The organism is Streptomyces sp. NPDC058335 (genome assembly GCF_042723915.1).
Taxonomy (GTDB): Bacteria; Actinomycetota; Actinomycetes; order Streptomycetales; family Streptomycetaceae; genus Streptomyces.
On the sequence record NZ_JBHXHX010000001.1, the window covers coordinates 480959 to 496442 of the forward strand.

The following is a 15484-nucleotide window of genomic DNA, read 5'->3' on the forward strand; positions in this document are numbered from 1 at the left end:
CGGACGCACCATGAAGCGGCACACCGTCATCGACAGCCCCTACGGACCTCTCACACTCGTCGCCGACGACGGTGACCTGTGCGGCCTCTACATGACCGAACAGCGCCACCGCCCACCGGAGGAGAGCTTCGACCCCCGTGACGACACCCTTTTCGGCGAGACCGAGGAACAGTTGGAGGCCTATTTCGCGGGGGAGTCCAAGGAGTTCACGCTCCCGATCCGCCTGCACGGCACGCCGTTCCAGCGCACGGTCTGGGAGGCACTGCGGCAGATCCCCTACGGAGAGACCCGCACCTACGGCGAACTCGCCGAGGTCCTCGGCAACCCGACCGCCTCCCGTGCCGTGGGTCTCGCCAACGGCCGGAACCCGGTCGGCATCATCGTCCCCTGCCACCGTGTCGTCGGCGCTAACGGCAGCCTCACCGGCTACGGCGGCGGCCTGGAGCGCAAGCAGCGACTGCTGGACTTCGAGAGCGGACGGGGTGCGGCAGCACTGTTCTAGCATGCACTGCCGTTCATGAGTCTGAACGGCAACCATATGCACGACCGTTGACGCGACCATGGCAAGCGCTTACCTTCCAGAAACAAGCGCTTTGGTCTTCTGCGCGTGCTGCCCGGTCGTCAGCCATGTTCACGTTGTCGAACCAGCCGTATGGTCGCACCGGGTCCGCCGCAGAGCAAAGGGGTCAGTGAACCCCCGTCGGACGAGCCGCAACCACCTGGAGAGAGAACGATGCAACGGAGACCCGTCATCGCGTGCGTCGGCCTGCTGGCCGGCACACTCGTCGCGTTGTCCGGCAACACGGCGCAGGCAGCGTCCACCCGCTACGAGGCCGAGAGTTCCCCGGCGGTCTGCACCGGCACCATCGACTCCGACTGGGCCGGCTACACCGGCAGCGGATTCTGCAACGCCACCAACGCGGTCGGCTCGTATGCGCAGTTCACCGTGAACGCCTCCGCCGCCGGGACGGCGACACTGAGCATCCGCTTCGCCAACGGGAGCACCGCCGCCCGCCCCGCGACCCTCACGGTGAACGGAGCGTCGGCCACGGCCGTCTCCTTCGAGAGCACCGGCGCCTGGGGCACCTGGTCGACGAAGACGCTGTCGGTGCCGGTGAGTTCGGGCAGCAACACCGTCCGGCTGAGCCCCACCGCCGCCGCCGGGCTGCCCAACATCGACCATCTCGACGCGGAAGTGGGCGGCACCACCACCCCGCCGCCCTCGGCAACCGCTCTCTACGTGGCGCCGAACGGCACCGACGGCGCGGCCGGCACCCAGGCGGCGCCCACCACGCTCACCTCGGCGATCAGCCGCATCACCCCCGGCGGCACGATCTACCTGCGCGGCGGGACGTACAGTCACGCGCAGACGGTCACCATCCCGGCGGGCAACAACGGCACCGCCGCCGACCGCACCGAACTCCTCGCCTACCCCGGTGAGACGCCGGTCCTGAACTTCTCGGCCCAGGCCGAGGACCCCGCCAACCGCGGCCTCGCCGTCAACGGGTCGTACTGGCACGTCAAGGGGATCGTCGTCGAGCGCGCCGGGGACAACGGGATCTTCGTCGGCGGAAGCAACAACGTCTTCGAGCGCACGGTGACGCGCTTCAACCGCGACACCGGCCTCCAGCTCTCGCGGATGCTGTCCAGCACCCCCAGCAGCCAGTGGCCGTCGAACAACCTCGTCCTGAGCGCGGAGTCGCACGACAACGCCGACTCCGACGGTGAGGACGCCGACGGCTTCGCCGCCAAACTCACCACCGGTCCCGGAAACGTTTTCCGATACGCCGTGTCCCACAACAACATCGACGACGGCTGGGACCTCTACACCAAGACGGACACCGGCCCGATCGGCCCGGTGACCATCGAGGACTCCCTCGCCTACGACAACGGCACCCTCAGCGACGGCTCCCAGGCCGGTAACGGTGACCGAAACGGCTACAAGCTCGGCGGCGAGGACATCGGGGTCAACCACATCGTCCGGCGCAGCATCGCCTACCACAACGGCAAGCACGGCTTCACCTACAACAGCAACCCCGGCTCCATGAAGGTGTCGGACAACATCAGCATCGACAACGCCCAGCGCAACTTCAACTTCGACGCCGGCACCTCGGTGTTCAGCAACAACACCTCCTGCCGCAGCGGCAGCGGCACCAACGACCGGATCATCGGCAGCGCCGACAGCACCAACCAGTTCTGGTCCGGCACGAACGGCTCCCGCTGCTCGTCCTACGCCGGAGCCCTGCACTGGTCCTACGCCTCGGACGGCCGCCTGGTCGTCACCTTCGGCGGCTAGGCCGTAGCGCAGCGGCAACCCGGCCGCGAATGCGGCCCGCTTCGACGCCCCGACGGCCCTCACCGGCCGCCGGGGCGTCACCGTCTCTCGACGCCCTTGCGGGGCGGCGGCCCGGCCAGCTGGTGCAGCCCGTCCACGTTCTGGGTGATGACCCGCACCGGCACCCCGGAGCGCTCCAGCTCGACGAACCGGCCGGTGCGCGGCGTTCGGCTCGGCCGTCAGCGTCCGGTTCTGCCGCCGCATCTGCCAGGACCGCCGACGGATCTCCGGATCGCCCATGTAGTACTCGTGGGTGACCAGCTTCTCCCGTTGTAACGCGCGGCGAGTTCCTGGTACCGGGCCGGTGTCATCTCCTCGGCCGGCACATCGGCGAACTCGCTCTCCGCCTTGAGCAAAGCCCTTCCGTCACTTCCCGAAGCCGTGCCGAGGGCGGGTCGGGAAATCCCGTACCCGCGAACGGATATCGAGCGGCCTCGGCCGGTGCTACCGTCCCCGCACGGCCAAGGTCAACATCTCGCTCGATGCCGATCTCGTCGTCGAGGTCATGGTGCTCACCGGTGTGGGCAGCCCTCAGGACGCCGTCGAACTCGTGGTGCGCGACTACATCGAGCGTGGTCACCGCACCGAGGCGCGGACCGCCACCCGTGACGAGGCACTGCGCACGGTGGACATCAAACCGCGTGATGTGGAGGGATGAGCCAGGCCCTCTCACCGACCCGCGTCCCCGGTCACGCCACCCGGTGACCGTTCTCCAGCTCCGCCGTCCCCGAGCCGTCCGCCAGGGCGTCCAGCGCGGCCAGCACCCGGTGGCCGAGGGAGCCCAGGAGGTGGTCGGTGATCTCCTCGCGCGGCACCAGCCGCCAGGACAGCAGCTCCTCCTCCTGCAGGCGGATCGACTTGAGGTCCTCCTCGCCGAGGACTCCGCCGTCGTAGACGTACGCCACCAGCGGCGGCCGGTTCGGGCCCTGCACCCAGTCGACGGCGAGCAGCCGACCGAGTTCCCGGTCGAGGCCGATCTCCTCGAGCGTCTCACGGCGCGCGCCCTGTCGCGGGGTCTCGCCGTCGTCGGACTCGATCGTGCCGCCCGGAAGCGCCCACCCCGCCCGGTAGTTGGGCTCGACCAGCAGCACCCGCCCCCGCTCGTCGCGGAAGAGCGCGGCGGCGCCGGCCAGGACGCGGGGCAGCGAGGCGATGTATGTGGCGAAGTCAGCAGTGGTCACCCTCGAAGGGTATCCAGCGCCCGCGTCCGCCCGTGCCACGCGCGGACGCGGGCGGAGGCGGGTGGAAGCAGGTGGCAGCGTGACCGGCTCGCTCACGGGGCGTCCGTACCCACCAGCCGCAGCGTGCGCTCCGCCAGCTCGCTGATCCGCACCCCGTCGAATCCGAAGACGGCACTGCGCACGGTGTCCTCCAGTGGCTCCGTCCACTGCGCGGGGATCGCCGCCGCACCGGTCAGCACCCCGGCCACGGAACCGGCCGTCGCCCCGTTGGAGTCGGTGTCCAGGCCGCCGCGCACGGTGAGGGCGATGGTGCGGCTGAAGTCCCCGTCGCCGTACAGCAGCCCGGCGGTGAGGACGGCGGCGTTCGGGACGGTGTGGATCCATCCCAGGCCCGCGGTCTCCTCCGCCATGGTGCTGAGGGTGTCCTCCCAGCTCAGGCGGGTGCCGTGGAGGGAGGTGACCCGGCGTACGGTCCGGGCGAGGCGGCTGCTCGCCGGGATCACCGCCAGCGCCTCGTCCACCGCGTGCCGCACCGTCGGCGCGGTGAACGCGGCCGACACCAGCGCCGCCGCCCACATCGCGCCGTAGACCCCGTTGCCGGTGTGCGACAGCACCGCGTCCCGGCGGGCCAGCGCGGCGGCGCGGCGGGGGCGACCGGGACTGGTCCAGCCGTGGATGTCGGCGCGGATCAGGGCGCCGATCCACTCCTGGTAGGGGTTGTCGTACGTCGCCGTCAGCGGCGGCTTCAGCCCGTTCGCGAGATTGCGGTACGCCGCGCGCTCCGCGGTGAACGTCTGGAGATACGGCAGCCGCAGCAGCCACAGGTCGCCGACCTGCTCGGTGCTGAAGCCGAAGCCGTGGGTCTCCAGGAGGTCCAGGCCGAGGATGGCGTAGTCGATGTCGTCGTCGCGGCAGCTGCCGTGGATGCGGCCGCGTACGCACTGGCGCCACTCGGGGCGCAGCGGCGGCCCGTCGTCGTCGGCGGCCGGTTCGGGCAGGTAGTCGGTGAGCGGCAGGGCGCCGGCCCGTCGCAGGTAGCGGTCGATGCGGTCGCGCTTCCACAGGTCGCCCTGCTCGACCGGCTTGCCCAGCATGTTGCCGGCGATCCGGCCCAGCCAGCCTCCTAGGACGCGGTCGGCGAGTCCCGGCTCGTTGTCCACAGGGGTCATGCTTCCGGTCTACCCGATTCCGAGACGGCCCGCGCCACGCGCAGCCGCCGGCGCCTCGTGCAGTCGCCCCTCGCCCTGCCGCTCGCCCTTCCCCTGCCGCCCGCCTCGCGCCCTGCTTCCGCGGCGGCCGGCCCCGCGCGCCGGACCCAGCCCCCGCCCACCCCCCCCGGCCCAGCCCTCGCTCCCCCCCCCCCCCCGCCCAGCCTCCGCCCGCCCCCGCCCCGGGCGCGCTCACGTCCGTAGGCAGCGCCTTTGCCGCTGTTCACGGCGCGGACAGGGCATGACGGCGGGGGCGTCCTCCGGTTAAGGTCACAGCGGCGCGACTGGCCCCGATGTGCGTGGGCCCGGAGAGCAAGGGGATGCAAGTGGCGGACGCTGGAGCGCAGGGCACTCGCAGGGTGCTCGTGGCCGCGGACAAGTTCAAGGGCTCGCTGACGGCCGTGGAGGTCGCCGAGCGGGTGACGGCCGGACTGCGCCGGGCCCTGCCGGAGGTCGAGGTGGAGGCCCTGCCGGTCGCCGACGGCGGTGACGGCACCGTGGCCGCGGCGGTCGCGGCCGGATTCGAGCGCCGGGAGGTACGGGTCGCCGGTCCCCTCGGGCAGGAGGTCACCGCCGCGTTCGCGCTGCGCGGCGACACCGCCGTCGTGGAGATGGCCGAGGCCAGCGGACTGCAACGGCTGCCGGCCGGCGTGTTCGCCCCGCTGACGGCCTCCACGTACGGCTCCGGGGAACTGCTGCGGGCGGCGCTGGACGCGGGCGTCCGGACGATCGTGTTCGGGGTCGGCGGCAGCGCCACCACGGACGGCGGTGCGGGCATGCTGTCCGCGCTGGGCGCCCGCTTCCTCGACGCGGACGGCGAGCCCGTCACGCCGGGCGGCGGCGGCCTCGCCGACCTGGCGAGCGCGGACCTCACCGGCCTCGACCCCCGCCTCGCCTCCGTCGAACTCGTCCTGGCCAGCGACGTCGACAACCCGCTGACCGGTCCGAAGGGCGCACCGGCGGTCTACGGCCCGCAGAAGGGCGCCTCCCCGGACGACGTGGCGGCGCTGGACGCGGCGCTCGCGCACTTCGCCAAGGTGCTGGAGACCTCGGTCGGCCCGCGGGCCGCCGAGTACGCCGCCGCGCCCGGAGCGGGTGCCGCGGGCGGCATCGGGTACGGCGCTCTGCTGCTCGGCGCGCGGTTCCGCGCCGGCATCGAGGTCATGCTCGACGTGCTGGGGTTCGCGCCCGCGCTGGAGCGGGCCGAGCTGGTGATCACCGGTGAGGGTTCCCTCGACGAGCAGACCCTGCACGGCAAGGCGCCCGCGGGCGTCGCCGCGGCCGCGCGCGCGGCCGGCAAGGAGGTCGTCGCGGTGTGCGGCCGTCTCGCGCTGCCGCCGGAGGCCCTGGGCCGGGCCGGGATCCGGCGGGCCTATCCGCTCACGGACGCCGAGCCGGACATCGCGAAGTGCATCGCCGAGGCGGGCCCGATCCTGGAGCGGGTCGCGGAGCGGATCGGGCGCGACTTCCTGACGTGACCGGACCGGACCGGACCGGACCGGACCGGACCAGACCGGACCGGACCGGAGGACCTGGCTGACCTGACCTGGGCAGAGGTGCCCCGACCGGACGTCGGTCCGTCCGAAACGGGTGTGGCCCGAGCCGCGAGGGCTCGGGCCACACCCGTCGGTGGTGCGAGGGCTACGGCAGCTGCGCCGCCCGCGCCTCACGCCGGTTGTCGCGGAAGTTGTTCACCCGGCGGGCCGTGGCGAACAGCGGGATGACCGCGCCCATGACCAGCTGGAGCGCGCAGCCCGTCTGGAGGAGCAGCTGGCCGCCGGGGGCGTCGAAGGCCCAGGCGGTCAGCAGTCCCATCGACAGCACGATCCAGCCGAGCATCGCGCCGGCCAGGCGGCCCCGCGGCTTCGGGTACTCGACCCGGCTCACCATCAGCCAGGCGGTGCCCAGGATGGCGAGGAGCGTCGCCACGAAGGGCAGCTCCAGCAGCACGATCGAGACGACCGTCAGCGCGCCGAACGGGGACGGCATGCCCTGGAACATGCCGTTCGTCGGTGTCACACAGGAGAAGCGCGCGAGTCTCAGCACGACCGCCAACAGGACGACGATCGCCCCGACCGCGGCCACTCGCTGGTAGGCGTCGTCCGCCACCATGCCGTAGACGAGGACGAAGTACGCCGGTGCCAGGCCGAAGCTGATCAGGTCGGAGAGGTTGTCCAGCTCCGCGCCCATCGGCGACGAGCGCAGCTTGCGCGCGACCAGGCCGTCGAACAGGTCGAAGACCGCCGCGCACAGCATCAGGATGACCGCCGTGGCCGCGCTGTTGCGCGCCATGCCGGATTCCTGGCTGTCGGTGAGGTGCGGGATGAGGATGCCGGTGGTGGTGAAGTACACCGCCATGAAGCCGCACGTGGCGTTGCCGAGGGTGAGGGTGTCCGCTATCGACAGGCGGAGCGAGAGAGGCATCTCCTCCTCTTCGTCCACCTCGTCGGCCTCGGGCACCCAGCCCGTCTGGGTCTCCGGGTCAATCACGGTCAATGCGAGTCACCCCTGCCACAGTCTTCTGCCCCACCTCGACCGCGACGTCCACGCCCTCGGGCAGGTAGATGTCGACACGTGAACCGAAGCGGATCAGGCCGATCCGCTCGCCCTGCTCGACCTTCGTGCCCTCGGGGATGTAGGGGACGATGCGGCGGGCGACGGCGCCGGCGATCTGGATCATCTCGATGTCACCGAGTTCGGTGTCGAAGTGCCAGACGACGCGCTCGTTGTTCTCGCTCTCCTTGTTGAAGGCCGGCACGAACCCGCCCGGGATGTGCTCGACCGACGTCACCGTGCCGGCCAGTGGGGCGCGGTTGACGTGGACGTTGAGCGGACTCATGAAGATCGCGACGCGGGTCCGTCCGTCCTTCCACGGCATGATGCTCTGCACCACACCGTCGGCGGGGGAGATGACCCTGCCGGACGCGATCTCTCGCTCGGGGTCGCGGAAGAACCACAGCATGCCCGCCGCGAGAGCGGTGGCGGGCACGGCGACGGCCTTGGCGACACCCGAGCGGCGGGCGCGGACCAGGCTGACGGCGGCGGTGGCGACGGTCGGGAGGAGCCACGGCGATGCTCCGCGCGCAAGGCGTACGCCGGCCAGGCTGTCGCGAGGTGCAGAGGTTTGGCTGTGGGGCATGGATGACCTTCGTAGCGAATGATGCCGCGCTTCGACGGGGGGACGGCGGCTTTCCCGCGATCGTAGCGGTTCGGGGCCGCAACTGGGTAAGCCGGAAAGCCGAGTCGATGGCGGGAGCTGGTTGACGGGGTGTGATCTTCTTCTCGAAGAAAACACCCCCAACCGGATATCTAGCCCTGGAATCGATACTCTTCGAGCAGCCTGCGGCCGATGATCATCTTCTGGATCTCGGCGGTTCCTTCACCGATGAGCAGCATCGGGGCCTCGCGGTAGAGGCGCTCGATCTCGTACTCCTTGGAGAAGCCGTAGCCGCCGTGGATCCGGAAGGCGTCCTCCACGACCTCCTTGCAGTATTCGGAGGCGAGGTACTTCGCCATCCCTGCCTCAAGGTCGTTTCGTTCCCCCGAGTCCTTTTTGCGTGCGGCGTTCACCATCATGGCATGGGCGGCCTCGACCTTGGTAGCCATCTCGGCCAGCTTGAACTGGATCGCCTGGTGCTGGGCGATCGGCTTGCCGAAGGTGTGGCGCTGCTGGGCGTAGCTCACACCCAGCTCGAACGCGCGCTGGGCGACGCCGCAGCCACGCGCGGCGACGTTGACGCGGCCGACCTCCACACCGTCCATCATTTGGTAAAAACCGCGGCCGGTGACCCCGCCGAGCACGCGGTTCGCGGGAACGCGCAGGCCGTCCATGATCAGCTCGGTGGTGTCGACGCCCTTGTAGCCCATCTTGTCGATCTTGCCCGGAATGGTGAGGCCGGGGCGGACCTCGCCGAAGCCGGGCTCCTTCTCCACCAGGAAGGTCGTCATCGACTTGTGCGGCGCGGTCCCCTCCGGGTGTCCTTCGTCACTTCGCACCAGAACGGCCACCAGGGAGGACGTACCGCCGTTCGTCAGCCACATCTTCTGGCCGTTCAGGACGTACTCCTCGCCGTCCTTCACCGCCTTGGAGGTGATCGCCGAGACGTCGGAGCCCAGACCCGGCTCCGACATGGAGAACGCGCCCCGGATGTCGCCGGCCGCCATCCGCGGCAGGAAGTGGTCCCTCTGCTCCTGCGTGCCGTGCTGCTTGAGCATGTACGCCACGATGAAGTGCGTGTTGATGATGCCGGAGACGGACATCCAGCCGCGGGCGATCTCCTCGACGCACAGGGCGTACGTCAGGAGCGACTCGCCCAGACCCCCGTACTCCTCCGGGATCATGAGGCCGAACAGGCCCAGCTCCTTCAGGCCGTCGACGATCGCCTGGGGGTACTCGTCGCGGTGCTCCAGTTCGGTGGCGACCGGGAGGATCTCCTTGTCCACGAAGTCGCGAACCGTGGCGAGGATCTCCTGCTGGACGTCGGTCAGACCGGCGGTCTGGGCGAGTCGCGCCATGACTACTTCTCCTGCTCCCTGAGCTGGGGGCGGCCGGGCTGCTCGCCGCCGCGCTCCTTGATGTAGGTCTCCGTCGGCACCATGACCTTGCGGCGGAACACGCAGACCAGCGTGCCGTCCTGCTTGTAGCCCTTGGTCTCGACGTGGACGATGCCGCGGTCGTTCCTCGACTTGGACGGCCACTTGTCGAGCACGGTCGTCTCGCCGTAGATCGTGTCGCCGTGGAAGGTCGGCGCCACGTGCTTGAGCGACTCGATCTCCAGGTTGGCGATCGCCTTGCCGGAGACGTCCGGGACGGACATGCCGAGCAGCAGCGAGTAGACGTAGTTCCCGACGACGACGTTCTTGCCGAAGTCCGTGGTGTGCTCCGCGTAGTTGCTGTCCATGTGGAGCGGGTGGTGGTTCATGGTGAGGAGACAGAAGAGGTGGTCGTCGTACTCCGTGACCGTCTTCCCGGGCCAGTGCTTGTAGACGGCCCCGACCTCGAACTCCTCGTACGTACGTCCGAACTGCATGGCCGTCACGCCTCCGGGATCTCGAACTTGCCGGTGCGCTGCATGCCGGCCGCGCGGCCCTTGCCGGAGACGACCAGGGCCATCTTGCGGCTGGCCTCGTCGATCATCTCGTCGCCGAGCATCGCGGAGCCCTTCTTGCCGCCCGCCTCGGACGTGTAGTAGTCGTACGCGTCCAGGATCAGCTCGGCGTGGTCGTAGTCCTCCTGGGACGGCGAGAAGATCTCGTTGGAGGCCTCGACCTGGCCCGGGTGCAGCACCCACTTGCCGTCGAAGCCGAGCGCGGCGGCGCGCTGGGCGACCGCGCGGTAGCCGTCGACGTTGCGGATCTGGAGGTAGGGGCCGTCGATCGCCTGGAGGTCGTTGGCGCGTGCGGCCATCAGGATCTTCATCAGAATGTAGTGGTAGGCGTCCGCCGGGTAGCCGGGCGGCTGCTCGCCCACCACGAGCGACTTCATGTTGATCGACGCCATGAAGTCGGCCGGGCCGAAGATGATCGTCTCGATCCGCGGACTGGCCTGGGCGATCTCGTTGACGTTGTTGAGGCCCTGGGCGTTCTCGATCTGCGCCTCGATGCCGATCCGGCCGACCTCGAAGCCCATCGTCTTCTCGATCTGCGTCAGCAGCAGGTCGAGGGCGACGACCTGCTGGGCGTTCTGCACCTTCGGCAGCATGATGCAGTCGAGGTTGGGACCCGCGCCCTCGACGACCGTGACGACATCGCGGTAGGTCCACTCGGTCGTCCAGTCGTTGACGCGCACGACCCTCGTCTTGCCCGTCCAGTCACCCTCGTTGAGGAACTTGACGATGGTGTGCCGCGCCTCGGGCTTGGCGAGCGGGGCGCACGCGTCCTCCAGGTCGAGGAAGACCTGGTCGGCCGGGAGGCCCTGTGCCTTCTCCAGGAAGCGGGGGTTCGAGCCGGGTACGGCCAGGCAGGAGCGCCGCGGGCGGAGACGGTTGACGGTCATGCGGGGACCTCCAGGGGGTCGAGCTTGTTCGCTTTGCGGATCTCGTCGACGATGCGGCCGATGATTCCGGTGATGTCGAAGTCCTTCGGGGTGAACACGGCTGCCACTCCCGCGGCCCGCAGTTGTTCGGCGTCACCGCCTGGGATGATGCCACCGGCGATCACCGGAATGTCTGTGGCACCGGCCACACGCAGCCGTTCGAGGACGTCGGGCACCAGTTGGGCGTGCGATCCGGACAGGATCGACAGGCCGACCGCGTGCACGTCCTCGGCGACGGCCGCGTCCACGATCTGTTCGGGCGTCAGCCGGATGCCCTGGTAGACCACCTCGAAGCCGGCGTCACGCGCGCGTACGGCGATCTGCTCGGCGCCGTTGGAATGGCCGTCCAGGCCGGGCTTGCCGACGAGGAAGCGCAGCTTGCCGACGCCGAGGTCCTTGGCGGTCAGCCCGACCTTGTGGCGCACCTCGGCCATGGCCGAGCCCTCCTCGGCGGGGACCGCCACCGGCGCCGACGAGACGCCCGTCGGGGCGCGGAACTCGCCGAACACCTCGCGCAGGGCCCCTGCCCACTCGCCGGTGGTGGCACCGGCGCGGGCGCACTCCAGGGTGGCCTCCATGAGGTTGCCGGTGCCCTTGGCGGCCTCCTTCAGCTTCTCCAGCGCCTTGCAGGGGCGCGGGTGGTTGAAGGGCGGCTGGTAGCGGGTGTCGCGCCAGTGCTGGAGGGAGGCGATCACGCGGGCCTCGACGGCCGGGTCGACCGTCTGGATCGCCGTGTCGAGATCGGCGGTCAGCGGGTTCGGTTCGGTCGTCTCGAAGACGTTGACGCCGACGATCTTCTCCTGACCGGACTCGATACGGCCCCTGCGCTCCGCATGGGAGGACACCAGCTGCGACTTGAGGTAGCCGGACTCGACGGCGGCCATGGCGCCGCCCATCTCCTGGATCCGCTCGATCTCGGTGAGCGACTCCTCGACCAGTTCGCCCACCTTGGCCTCGATCACCTTCGAGCCCTCGAAGATGTCCTCGTACTCCAGCAGGTCGCTCTCGTACGCCAGCACCTGCTGCATGCGCAGCGACCACTGCTGGTCCCAGGGGCGGGGCAGGCCCAGGGCCTCGTTCCAGGCCGGCAGCTGCACGGCACGCGCGCGTGCGTCCTTGGAGAGGGTCACGGCCAGCATCTCCAGCACGATCCGCTGGACGTTGTTCTCCGGCTGGGCCTCGGTCAGTCCGAGAGAGTTGACCTGGACGCCGTAGCGGAAGCGGCGGTGCTTGGGGTTCTCGATGCCGTAGCGCTCCCGGGTGACGCGGTCCCAGATGCGGCCGAAGGCGCGCATCTTGCACATCTCCTCGACGAAGCGGACGCCCGCGTTGACGAAGAAGGAGATCCGGCCGACGACGTCGCCCATGCGTTCCTGCGGCACCTGGCCGCTGTCGCGGACCGCGTCCAGCACGGCGATCGCCGTGGACATCGCGTACGCGATCTCCTGGACCGGGGTGGCGCCCGCCTCCTGCAGGTGGTAGCTGCAGATGTTGATCGGGTTCCACTTGGGCATGTGGGAGACCGTGTACGCGATCATGTCGGTCGTCAGGCGGAGGCTGGGGCCGGGCGGGAACACATGGGTGCCGCGGGACAGGTACTCCTTGACGATGTCGTTCTGGGTCGTGCCCTGGAGCAGGGTGATGTCCGCACCCTGCTCCTCCGCGACGACCTGGTAGAGCGCCAGCAGCCACATGGCCGTGGCGTTGATCGTCATCGAGGTGTTCATCTGCTCCAGGGGGATGTCCTGGAACAGCCGGCGCATGTCACCGACGTGCGCGATCGGCACGCCGACCCGGCCGACCTCGCCGCGGGCGAGGACGTGGTCGGAGTCGTAGCCGGTCTGTGTCGGCAGGTCGAACGCCACCGACAGGCCCGTCTGGCCCTTGGCGAGGTTGCGCCGGTACAACTCGTTGGACGCCTCGGCCGTGGAGTGGCCGGCGTAGGTCCGCATCAACCACGGCCGGTCCTTTTCCCTCCGGGCACCGGAGGACTGACGCTCTGTCATCTATGACCTCAGATGTTCCGGAAGCGGTTGATGGCGTCGATGTGCTGCGCGCGCTTGGCCTCGTCGCGCACGCCCAGCCCCTCCTCGGGGGCCAGGCAGAGCACGCCGACCTTGCCCTGGTGGAGGTTGCGGTGCACGTCGTAGGCGGCCTGGCCGGTCTCCTCCAGGGAGTAGACCTTCGACAGCGTCGGGTGGATCTTGCCCTTCGCGACGAGCCGGTTGGCCTCCCAGGCCTCGCGGTAGTTGGCGAAGTGCGAGCCGACGATCTTCTTGAGGGACATCCACAGATAGCGGTTGTCGTACTCGTGGTGGTAGCCCGAGGTGGAGGCGCAGGTGACGATGGTGCCGCCCTTGCGCGTGACGTACACGGAGGCGCCGAAGGTCTCGCGGCCCGGGTGCTCGAAGACGATGTCCACGTCCTCGCCGCCGGTCAGTTCGCGGATGCGCTTGCCGAAACGCTTCCACTCCTTCGGGTCCTGGGTGTGCTCGTCCTTCCAGAACTTGTAGTCCTCGGCGGTGCGGTCGATGATCGCCTCGGCGCCCATGGCCCGGCAGATGTCCGCCTTCTGCTCGCTGGAGACGACACAGATGGGGTTGGCGCCGCCGGCCAGCGCGAACTGCGTGGCGTAGGAGCCGAGTCCGCCGCTGGCGCCCCAGATCAGGACGTTGTCGCCCTGCTTCATGCCGGCGCCGTTGCGGGAGACCAGCTGCCGGTAGGCGGTGGAGTTGACCAGGCCCGGGGCGGCGGCCTCCTCCCAGCTGAGGTGGCCCGGCTTGGGCATCAGCTGGTTGGACTTGACCAGCGCGATCTCGGCGAGGCCGCCGAAGTTGGTCTCGAAGCCCCAGATGCGCTGCTCGGGGTCGAGCATCGTGTCGTTGTGGCCGTCGCTGGACTCCAGCTCGACCGACAGGCAGTGCGCGACGACCTCGTCACCGGGCCGCCAGGCGTTGACGCCGGGGCCGGTGCGCAGGACGACGCCCGCGAGGTCGGAGCCGATGATGTGGTAGGGCAGGTCATGGCGCCTGGTCAGCTCGCTGAGCCTGCCGTAGCGCTCCAGGAAGCTGAACGTCGACACCGGCTCGAAGATCGAGGTCCACACCGAGTTGTAGTTGACCGAGGAGGCCATCACGGCCACCAGGGCCTCACCGGGGCCGAGTTCCGGCACCGGCACGTCGTCCAGGTGGATCGACTTGCGGGGGTCCTTGTCGCGGGTGGCGAGCCCGGCGAACATCTCCGTCTCGTCCTTGTGCACGGTGATCGCGCGGTACGACTCGGGGAGCGGCAGAGCGGCGAAGTCGTCCGGGGTCGAGTCCGGCGACTGGATCGCGTCCAGGATGTCCTTCACGGTCACGGTATTGCCTCCGGCGGTGAGCGCCCTGAGGGAGGGGCGCTGAGGGTTACGGCGGTGCTGCTGAGGGTGGATGGGGGTGTGCCGTCGGTTCGGCGGTGTGCTGTGTGGCAGCGCTTTGTGGCGCGGGAGGTTGCCTGTGACGCAGGCGTCCGGGCGCGCTAGCCATGAGCTTGCGGGGACAGCCGACGTACGAAAGGTCTCTGCACGCCGGCCGCCCGGACACCTTCAACGTATGACACCGCGTGTCACCCCGCAAGGCACTGAGTGCCAGAACTTCCCCTCAGATGAAATCTTTACGTAACAAATGAGCGATGATCGATCGAACGCGTCCCGAAATCCACGCGAAAAGGGGCTCTGACGTGCCAAAACGGCCACCCGGTGGGGTGGCCGTCGTCACAGCGTCCTGTGGTCGGGAGGGGCGGTTCAGCGCTCCTTGAGCGCCTGCTCGATGGTCCGCATGACCTCGTGCAGCGGGGCGTCGGTGCGGGCGACCGTCACCAGGACCTCACCGTGCGCGGAGACCGCCGCGGGAGCCGGACGCTCCGCGGCCATGCTCCGCCCGGCGCCGATGCCGTCCCCGAACGTCTTGCGCACGATCCCGAAGGCGTGGTCGAGCTGTGCCTCGACGTCGCCCTGGCCGCCGGCCCGCAGCCAGCGCCGCAGCACGTGGTTGTGGGCGGTGACCACGGCGGAGGCGGCGACCTCGGCCAGCAGCGGATCGTCGTTGGCGTCGTCGTCGTGCGCGTGCTCGTCGAAGTGGCCGAGCAGATAGCGGGTGAAGAGCCGCTCGTAACGGGCCACCGACGCGATCTCCGCCTCGCGCAGGGTCGGCACCTCGCGGGTGAGCTTGTAGCGGGCGACCGAGATCTCCGGCCGCGCCGCGTACATCTTCATGACTTCCTTGATGCCGCGGCACACCGTGTCGAGCGGGTGCTCGTGCGCGGGGGCGGCGTTCAGCACCGCCTCGGCCCGGATCAGGGTGTCGTCGTGATCGGGGAAGATCGCCTCTTCCTTGGAACGGAAGTGGCGGAAGAAGGTCCGGCGGGCGACCCCGGCCGCGGCCGCGATCTCGTCGACGGTGGTGGCCTCGTACCCCTTGGTCGCGAACAGCTCCATCGCCGAGGCCGCCAGTTCGCGGCGCATCTTGAGGCGCTGGGCCGCCGCGCGGGAGCCCGCGGCACTCTCCGGCGCGTCGGGCGTGGCTGGTGTACGTGAGGACTTGGCGGGCTGGGGCATGCCCTGAACGTACTGCATGTGCGCAGCTCGGTGCGCCTGTCCGGCCCCTTCCCCGCCCCACGCGGGCAGGGAAGGGGCCGCCGTTCCGAGCAGCCCGCCCCAGTCCTCACCGGCCGTCGACCGGTCGCCGAA

The 15484-nt window shown here is 69.9% G+C and carries 14 protein-coding genes and 1 pseudogene; 4 read left to right on the forward strand and 11 right to left on the reverse strand.

Going from position 1 to position 15484, the window contains the following annotated elements:
• Positions 1-10: 10 nt before the first annotated feature.
• Positions 11-502: a methylated-DNA--[protein]-cysteine S-methyltransferase gene (locus ACFWJX_RS02065; RefSeq protein ID WP_383235406.1), complete on the forward strand. Its 492-nt coding sequence runs from the start codon at positions 11-13 to the stop codon at positions 500-502.
• 231 nt (positions 503-733) lie between these two features.
• On the forward strand, positions 734-2296 hold the full coding sequence (locus tag ACFWJX_RS02070) for a carbohydrate-binding protein (protein WP_383235409.1): 1563 nt from the start codon (positions 734-736) through the stop codon (positions 2294-2296).
• 86 nt (positions 2297-2382) lie between these two features.
• Here the strand turns inward: ACFWJX_RS02070 and ACFWJX_RS02075 are convergent.
• Positions 2383-2680: pseudogene (locus tag ACFWJX_RS02075) on the reverse strand (Sir2 family NAD-dependent protein deacetylase); the annotation flags it as partial.
• Positions 2681-2756: 76 nt separating this feature from the next.
• On the opposite strand from ACFWJX_RS02075, the gene ACFWJX_RS02080 reads away from it, so the two are divergent.
• A complete protein-coding gene (locus ACFWJX_RS02080; RefSeq protein WP_383235922.1) occupies positions 2757-2993 on the forward strand; it encodes a type II toxin-antitoxin system VapB family antitoxin in 237 nt (78 codons plus the stop codon).
• A 31-nt stretch (positions 2994-3024) separates the two neighbouring features.
• Here ACFWJX_RS02080 and ACFWJX_RS02085 read toward each other — a convergent pair whose 3' ends face one another.
• Together ACFWJX_RS02085 and ACFWJX_RS02090 are read right to left on the reverse strand one after the other, a co-directional pair.
• A complete protein-coding gene (locus ACFWJX_RS02085; RefSeq protein ID WP_383235412.1) occupies positions 3025-3516 on the reverse strand; it encodes an NUDIX domain-containing protein in 492 nt (163 codons plus the stop codon).
• 92 nt (positions 3517-3608) lie between these two features.
• Positions 3609-4685: an ADP-ribosylglycohydrolase family protein gene (locus tag ACFWJX_RS02090; protein ID WP_383235415.1), complete on the reverse strand. Its 1077-nt coding sequence runs from the start codon at positions 4683-4685 to the stop codon at positions 3609-3611.
• Positions 4686-5083: 398 nt separating this feature from the next.
• Between ACFWJX_RS02090 and ACFWJX_RS02095 the strand changes: the two genes are divergently transcribed.
• Positions 5084-6202, forward strand: coding sequence for a glycerate kinase (locus ACFWJX_RS02095; RefSeq protein ID WP_383235925.1), 1119 nt, complete (start codon positions 5084-5086; stop codon positions 6200-6202).
• A gap of 163 nt (positions 6203-6365) precedes the next feature.
• Here ACFWJX_RS02095 and pssA read toward each other — a convergent pair whose 3' ends face one another.
• The 8 genes from pssA to ACFWJX_RS02135 form a co-directional block, all read right to left on the reverse strand.
• The gene (gene pssA / locus ACFWJX_RS02100) at positions 6366-7184 is read right to left on the reverse strand and encodes a CDP-diacylglycerol--serine O-phosphatidyltransferase (protein WP_383235928.1); all 819 of its coding nucleotides are present in this window, start codon (positions 7182-7184) and stop codon (positions 6366-6368) included.
• A 22-nt stretch (positions 7185-7206) separates the two neighbouring features.
• Positions 7207-7863, reverse strand: coding sequence for a phosphatidylserine decarboxylase (locus ACFWJX_RS02105; protein WP_073496205.1), 657 nt, complete (start codon positions 7861-7863; stop codon positions 7207-7209).
• 170 nt (positions 7864-8033) lie between these two features.
• Positions 8034-9239, reverse strand: a complete 1206-nt coding sequence (locus ACFWJX_RS02110; RefSeq protein ID WP_383235418.1) for an acyl-CoA dehydrogenase family protein — start codon at positions 9237-9239, stop codon at positions 8034-8036.
• Between the two features lie 2 nt (positions 9240-9241).
• The gene (locus ACFWJX_RS02115; RefSeq protein WP_383235421.1) at positions 9242-9754 is read right to left on the reverse strand and encodes a MaoC family dehydratase; all 513 of its coding nucleotides are present in this window, start codon (positions 9752-9754) and stop codon (positions 9242-9244) included.
• A gap of 5 nt (positions 9755-9759) precedes the next feature.
• Complete coding sequence (locus tag ACFWJX_RS02120; protein ID WP_383235424.1) at positions 9760-10719, reverse strand: HpcH/HpaI aldolase/citrate lyase family protein; 960 nt, start codon at positions 10717-10719, stop codon at positions 9760-9762.
• A complete protein-coding gene (locus tag ACFWJX_RS02125; protein ID WP_383235427.1) occupies positions 10716-12764 on the reverse strand; it encodes a protein meaA in 2049 nt (682 codons plus the stop codon). The genes ACFWJX_RS02120 and ACFWJX_RS02125 overlap by 4 nt, the downstream gene beginning before the upstream one ends.
• 8 nt (positions 12765-12772) lie before the next feature.
• Positions 12773-14116, reverse strand: coding sequence for a crotonyl-CoA carboxylase/reductase (gene ccrA / locus ACFWJX_RS02130; RefSeq protein WP_383235430.1), 1344 nt, complete (start codon positions 14114-14116; stop codon positions 12773-12775).
• 423 nt (positions 14117-14539) lie between these two features.
• A complete protein-coding gene (locus ACFWJX_RS02135) occupies positions 14540-15352 on the reverse strand; it encodes a TetR family transcriptional regulator (RefSeq protein WP_383235432.1) in 813 nt (270 codons plus the stop codon).
• Positions 15353-15484 lie beyond the last annotated feature (132 nt).

What these genes read in the sequence shown, in the direction of transcription:
- ACFWJX_RS02065 (WP_383235406.1), top strand. Translation starts at nt 11, where the DNA reads ATGAAGCGGCACACCGTCATCGACAGCCCCTACGGACCTCTCACACTC.
- ACFWJX_RS02070 (WP_383235409.1), top strand. Translation starts at nt 734, where the DNA reads ATGCAACGGAGACCCGTCATCGCGTGCGTCGGCCTGCTGGCCGGCACA.
- ACFWJX_RS02090 (WP_383235415.1), bottom strand. Translation starts at nt 4,685, where the DNA reads ATGACCCCTGTGGACAACGAGCCGGGACTCGCCGACCGCGTCCTAGGA.
- ACFWJX_RS02105 (WP_073496205.1), bottom strand. Translation starts at nt 7,863, where the DNA reads ATGCCCCACAGCCAAACCTCTGCACCTCGCGACAGCCTGGCCGGCGTA.
- ACFWJX_RS02110 (WP_383235418.1), bottom strand. Translation starts at nt 9,239, where the DNA reads ATGGCGCGACTCGCCCAGACCGCCGGTCTGACCGACGTCCAGCAGGAG.
- ACFWJX_RS02115 (WP_383235421.1), bottom strand. Translation starts at nt 9,754, where the DNA reads ATGCAGTTCGGACGTACGTACGAGGAGTTCGAGGTCGGGGCCGTCTAC.
- ACFWJX_RS02120 (WP_383235424.1), bottom strand. Translation starts at nt 10,719, where the DNA reads ATGACCGTCAACCGTCTCCGCCCGCGGCGCTCCTGCCTGGCCGTACCC.
- ACFWJX_RS02125 (WP_383235427.1), bottom strand. Translation starts at nt 12,764, where the DNA reads ATGACAGAGCGTCAGTCCTCCGGTGCCCGGAGGGAAAAGGACCGGCCG.
- ACFWJX_RS02135 (WP_383235432.1), bottom strand. Translation starts at nt 15,352, where the DNA reads ATGCCCCAGCCCGCCAAGTCCTCACGTACACCAGCCACGCCCGACGCG.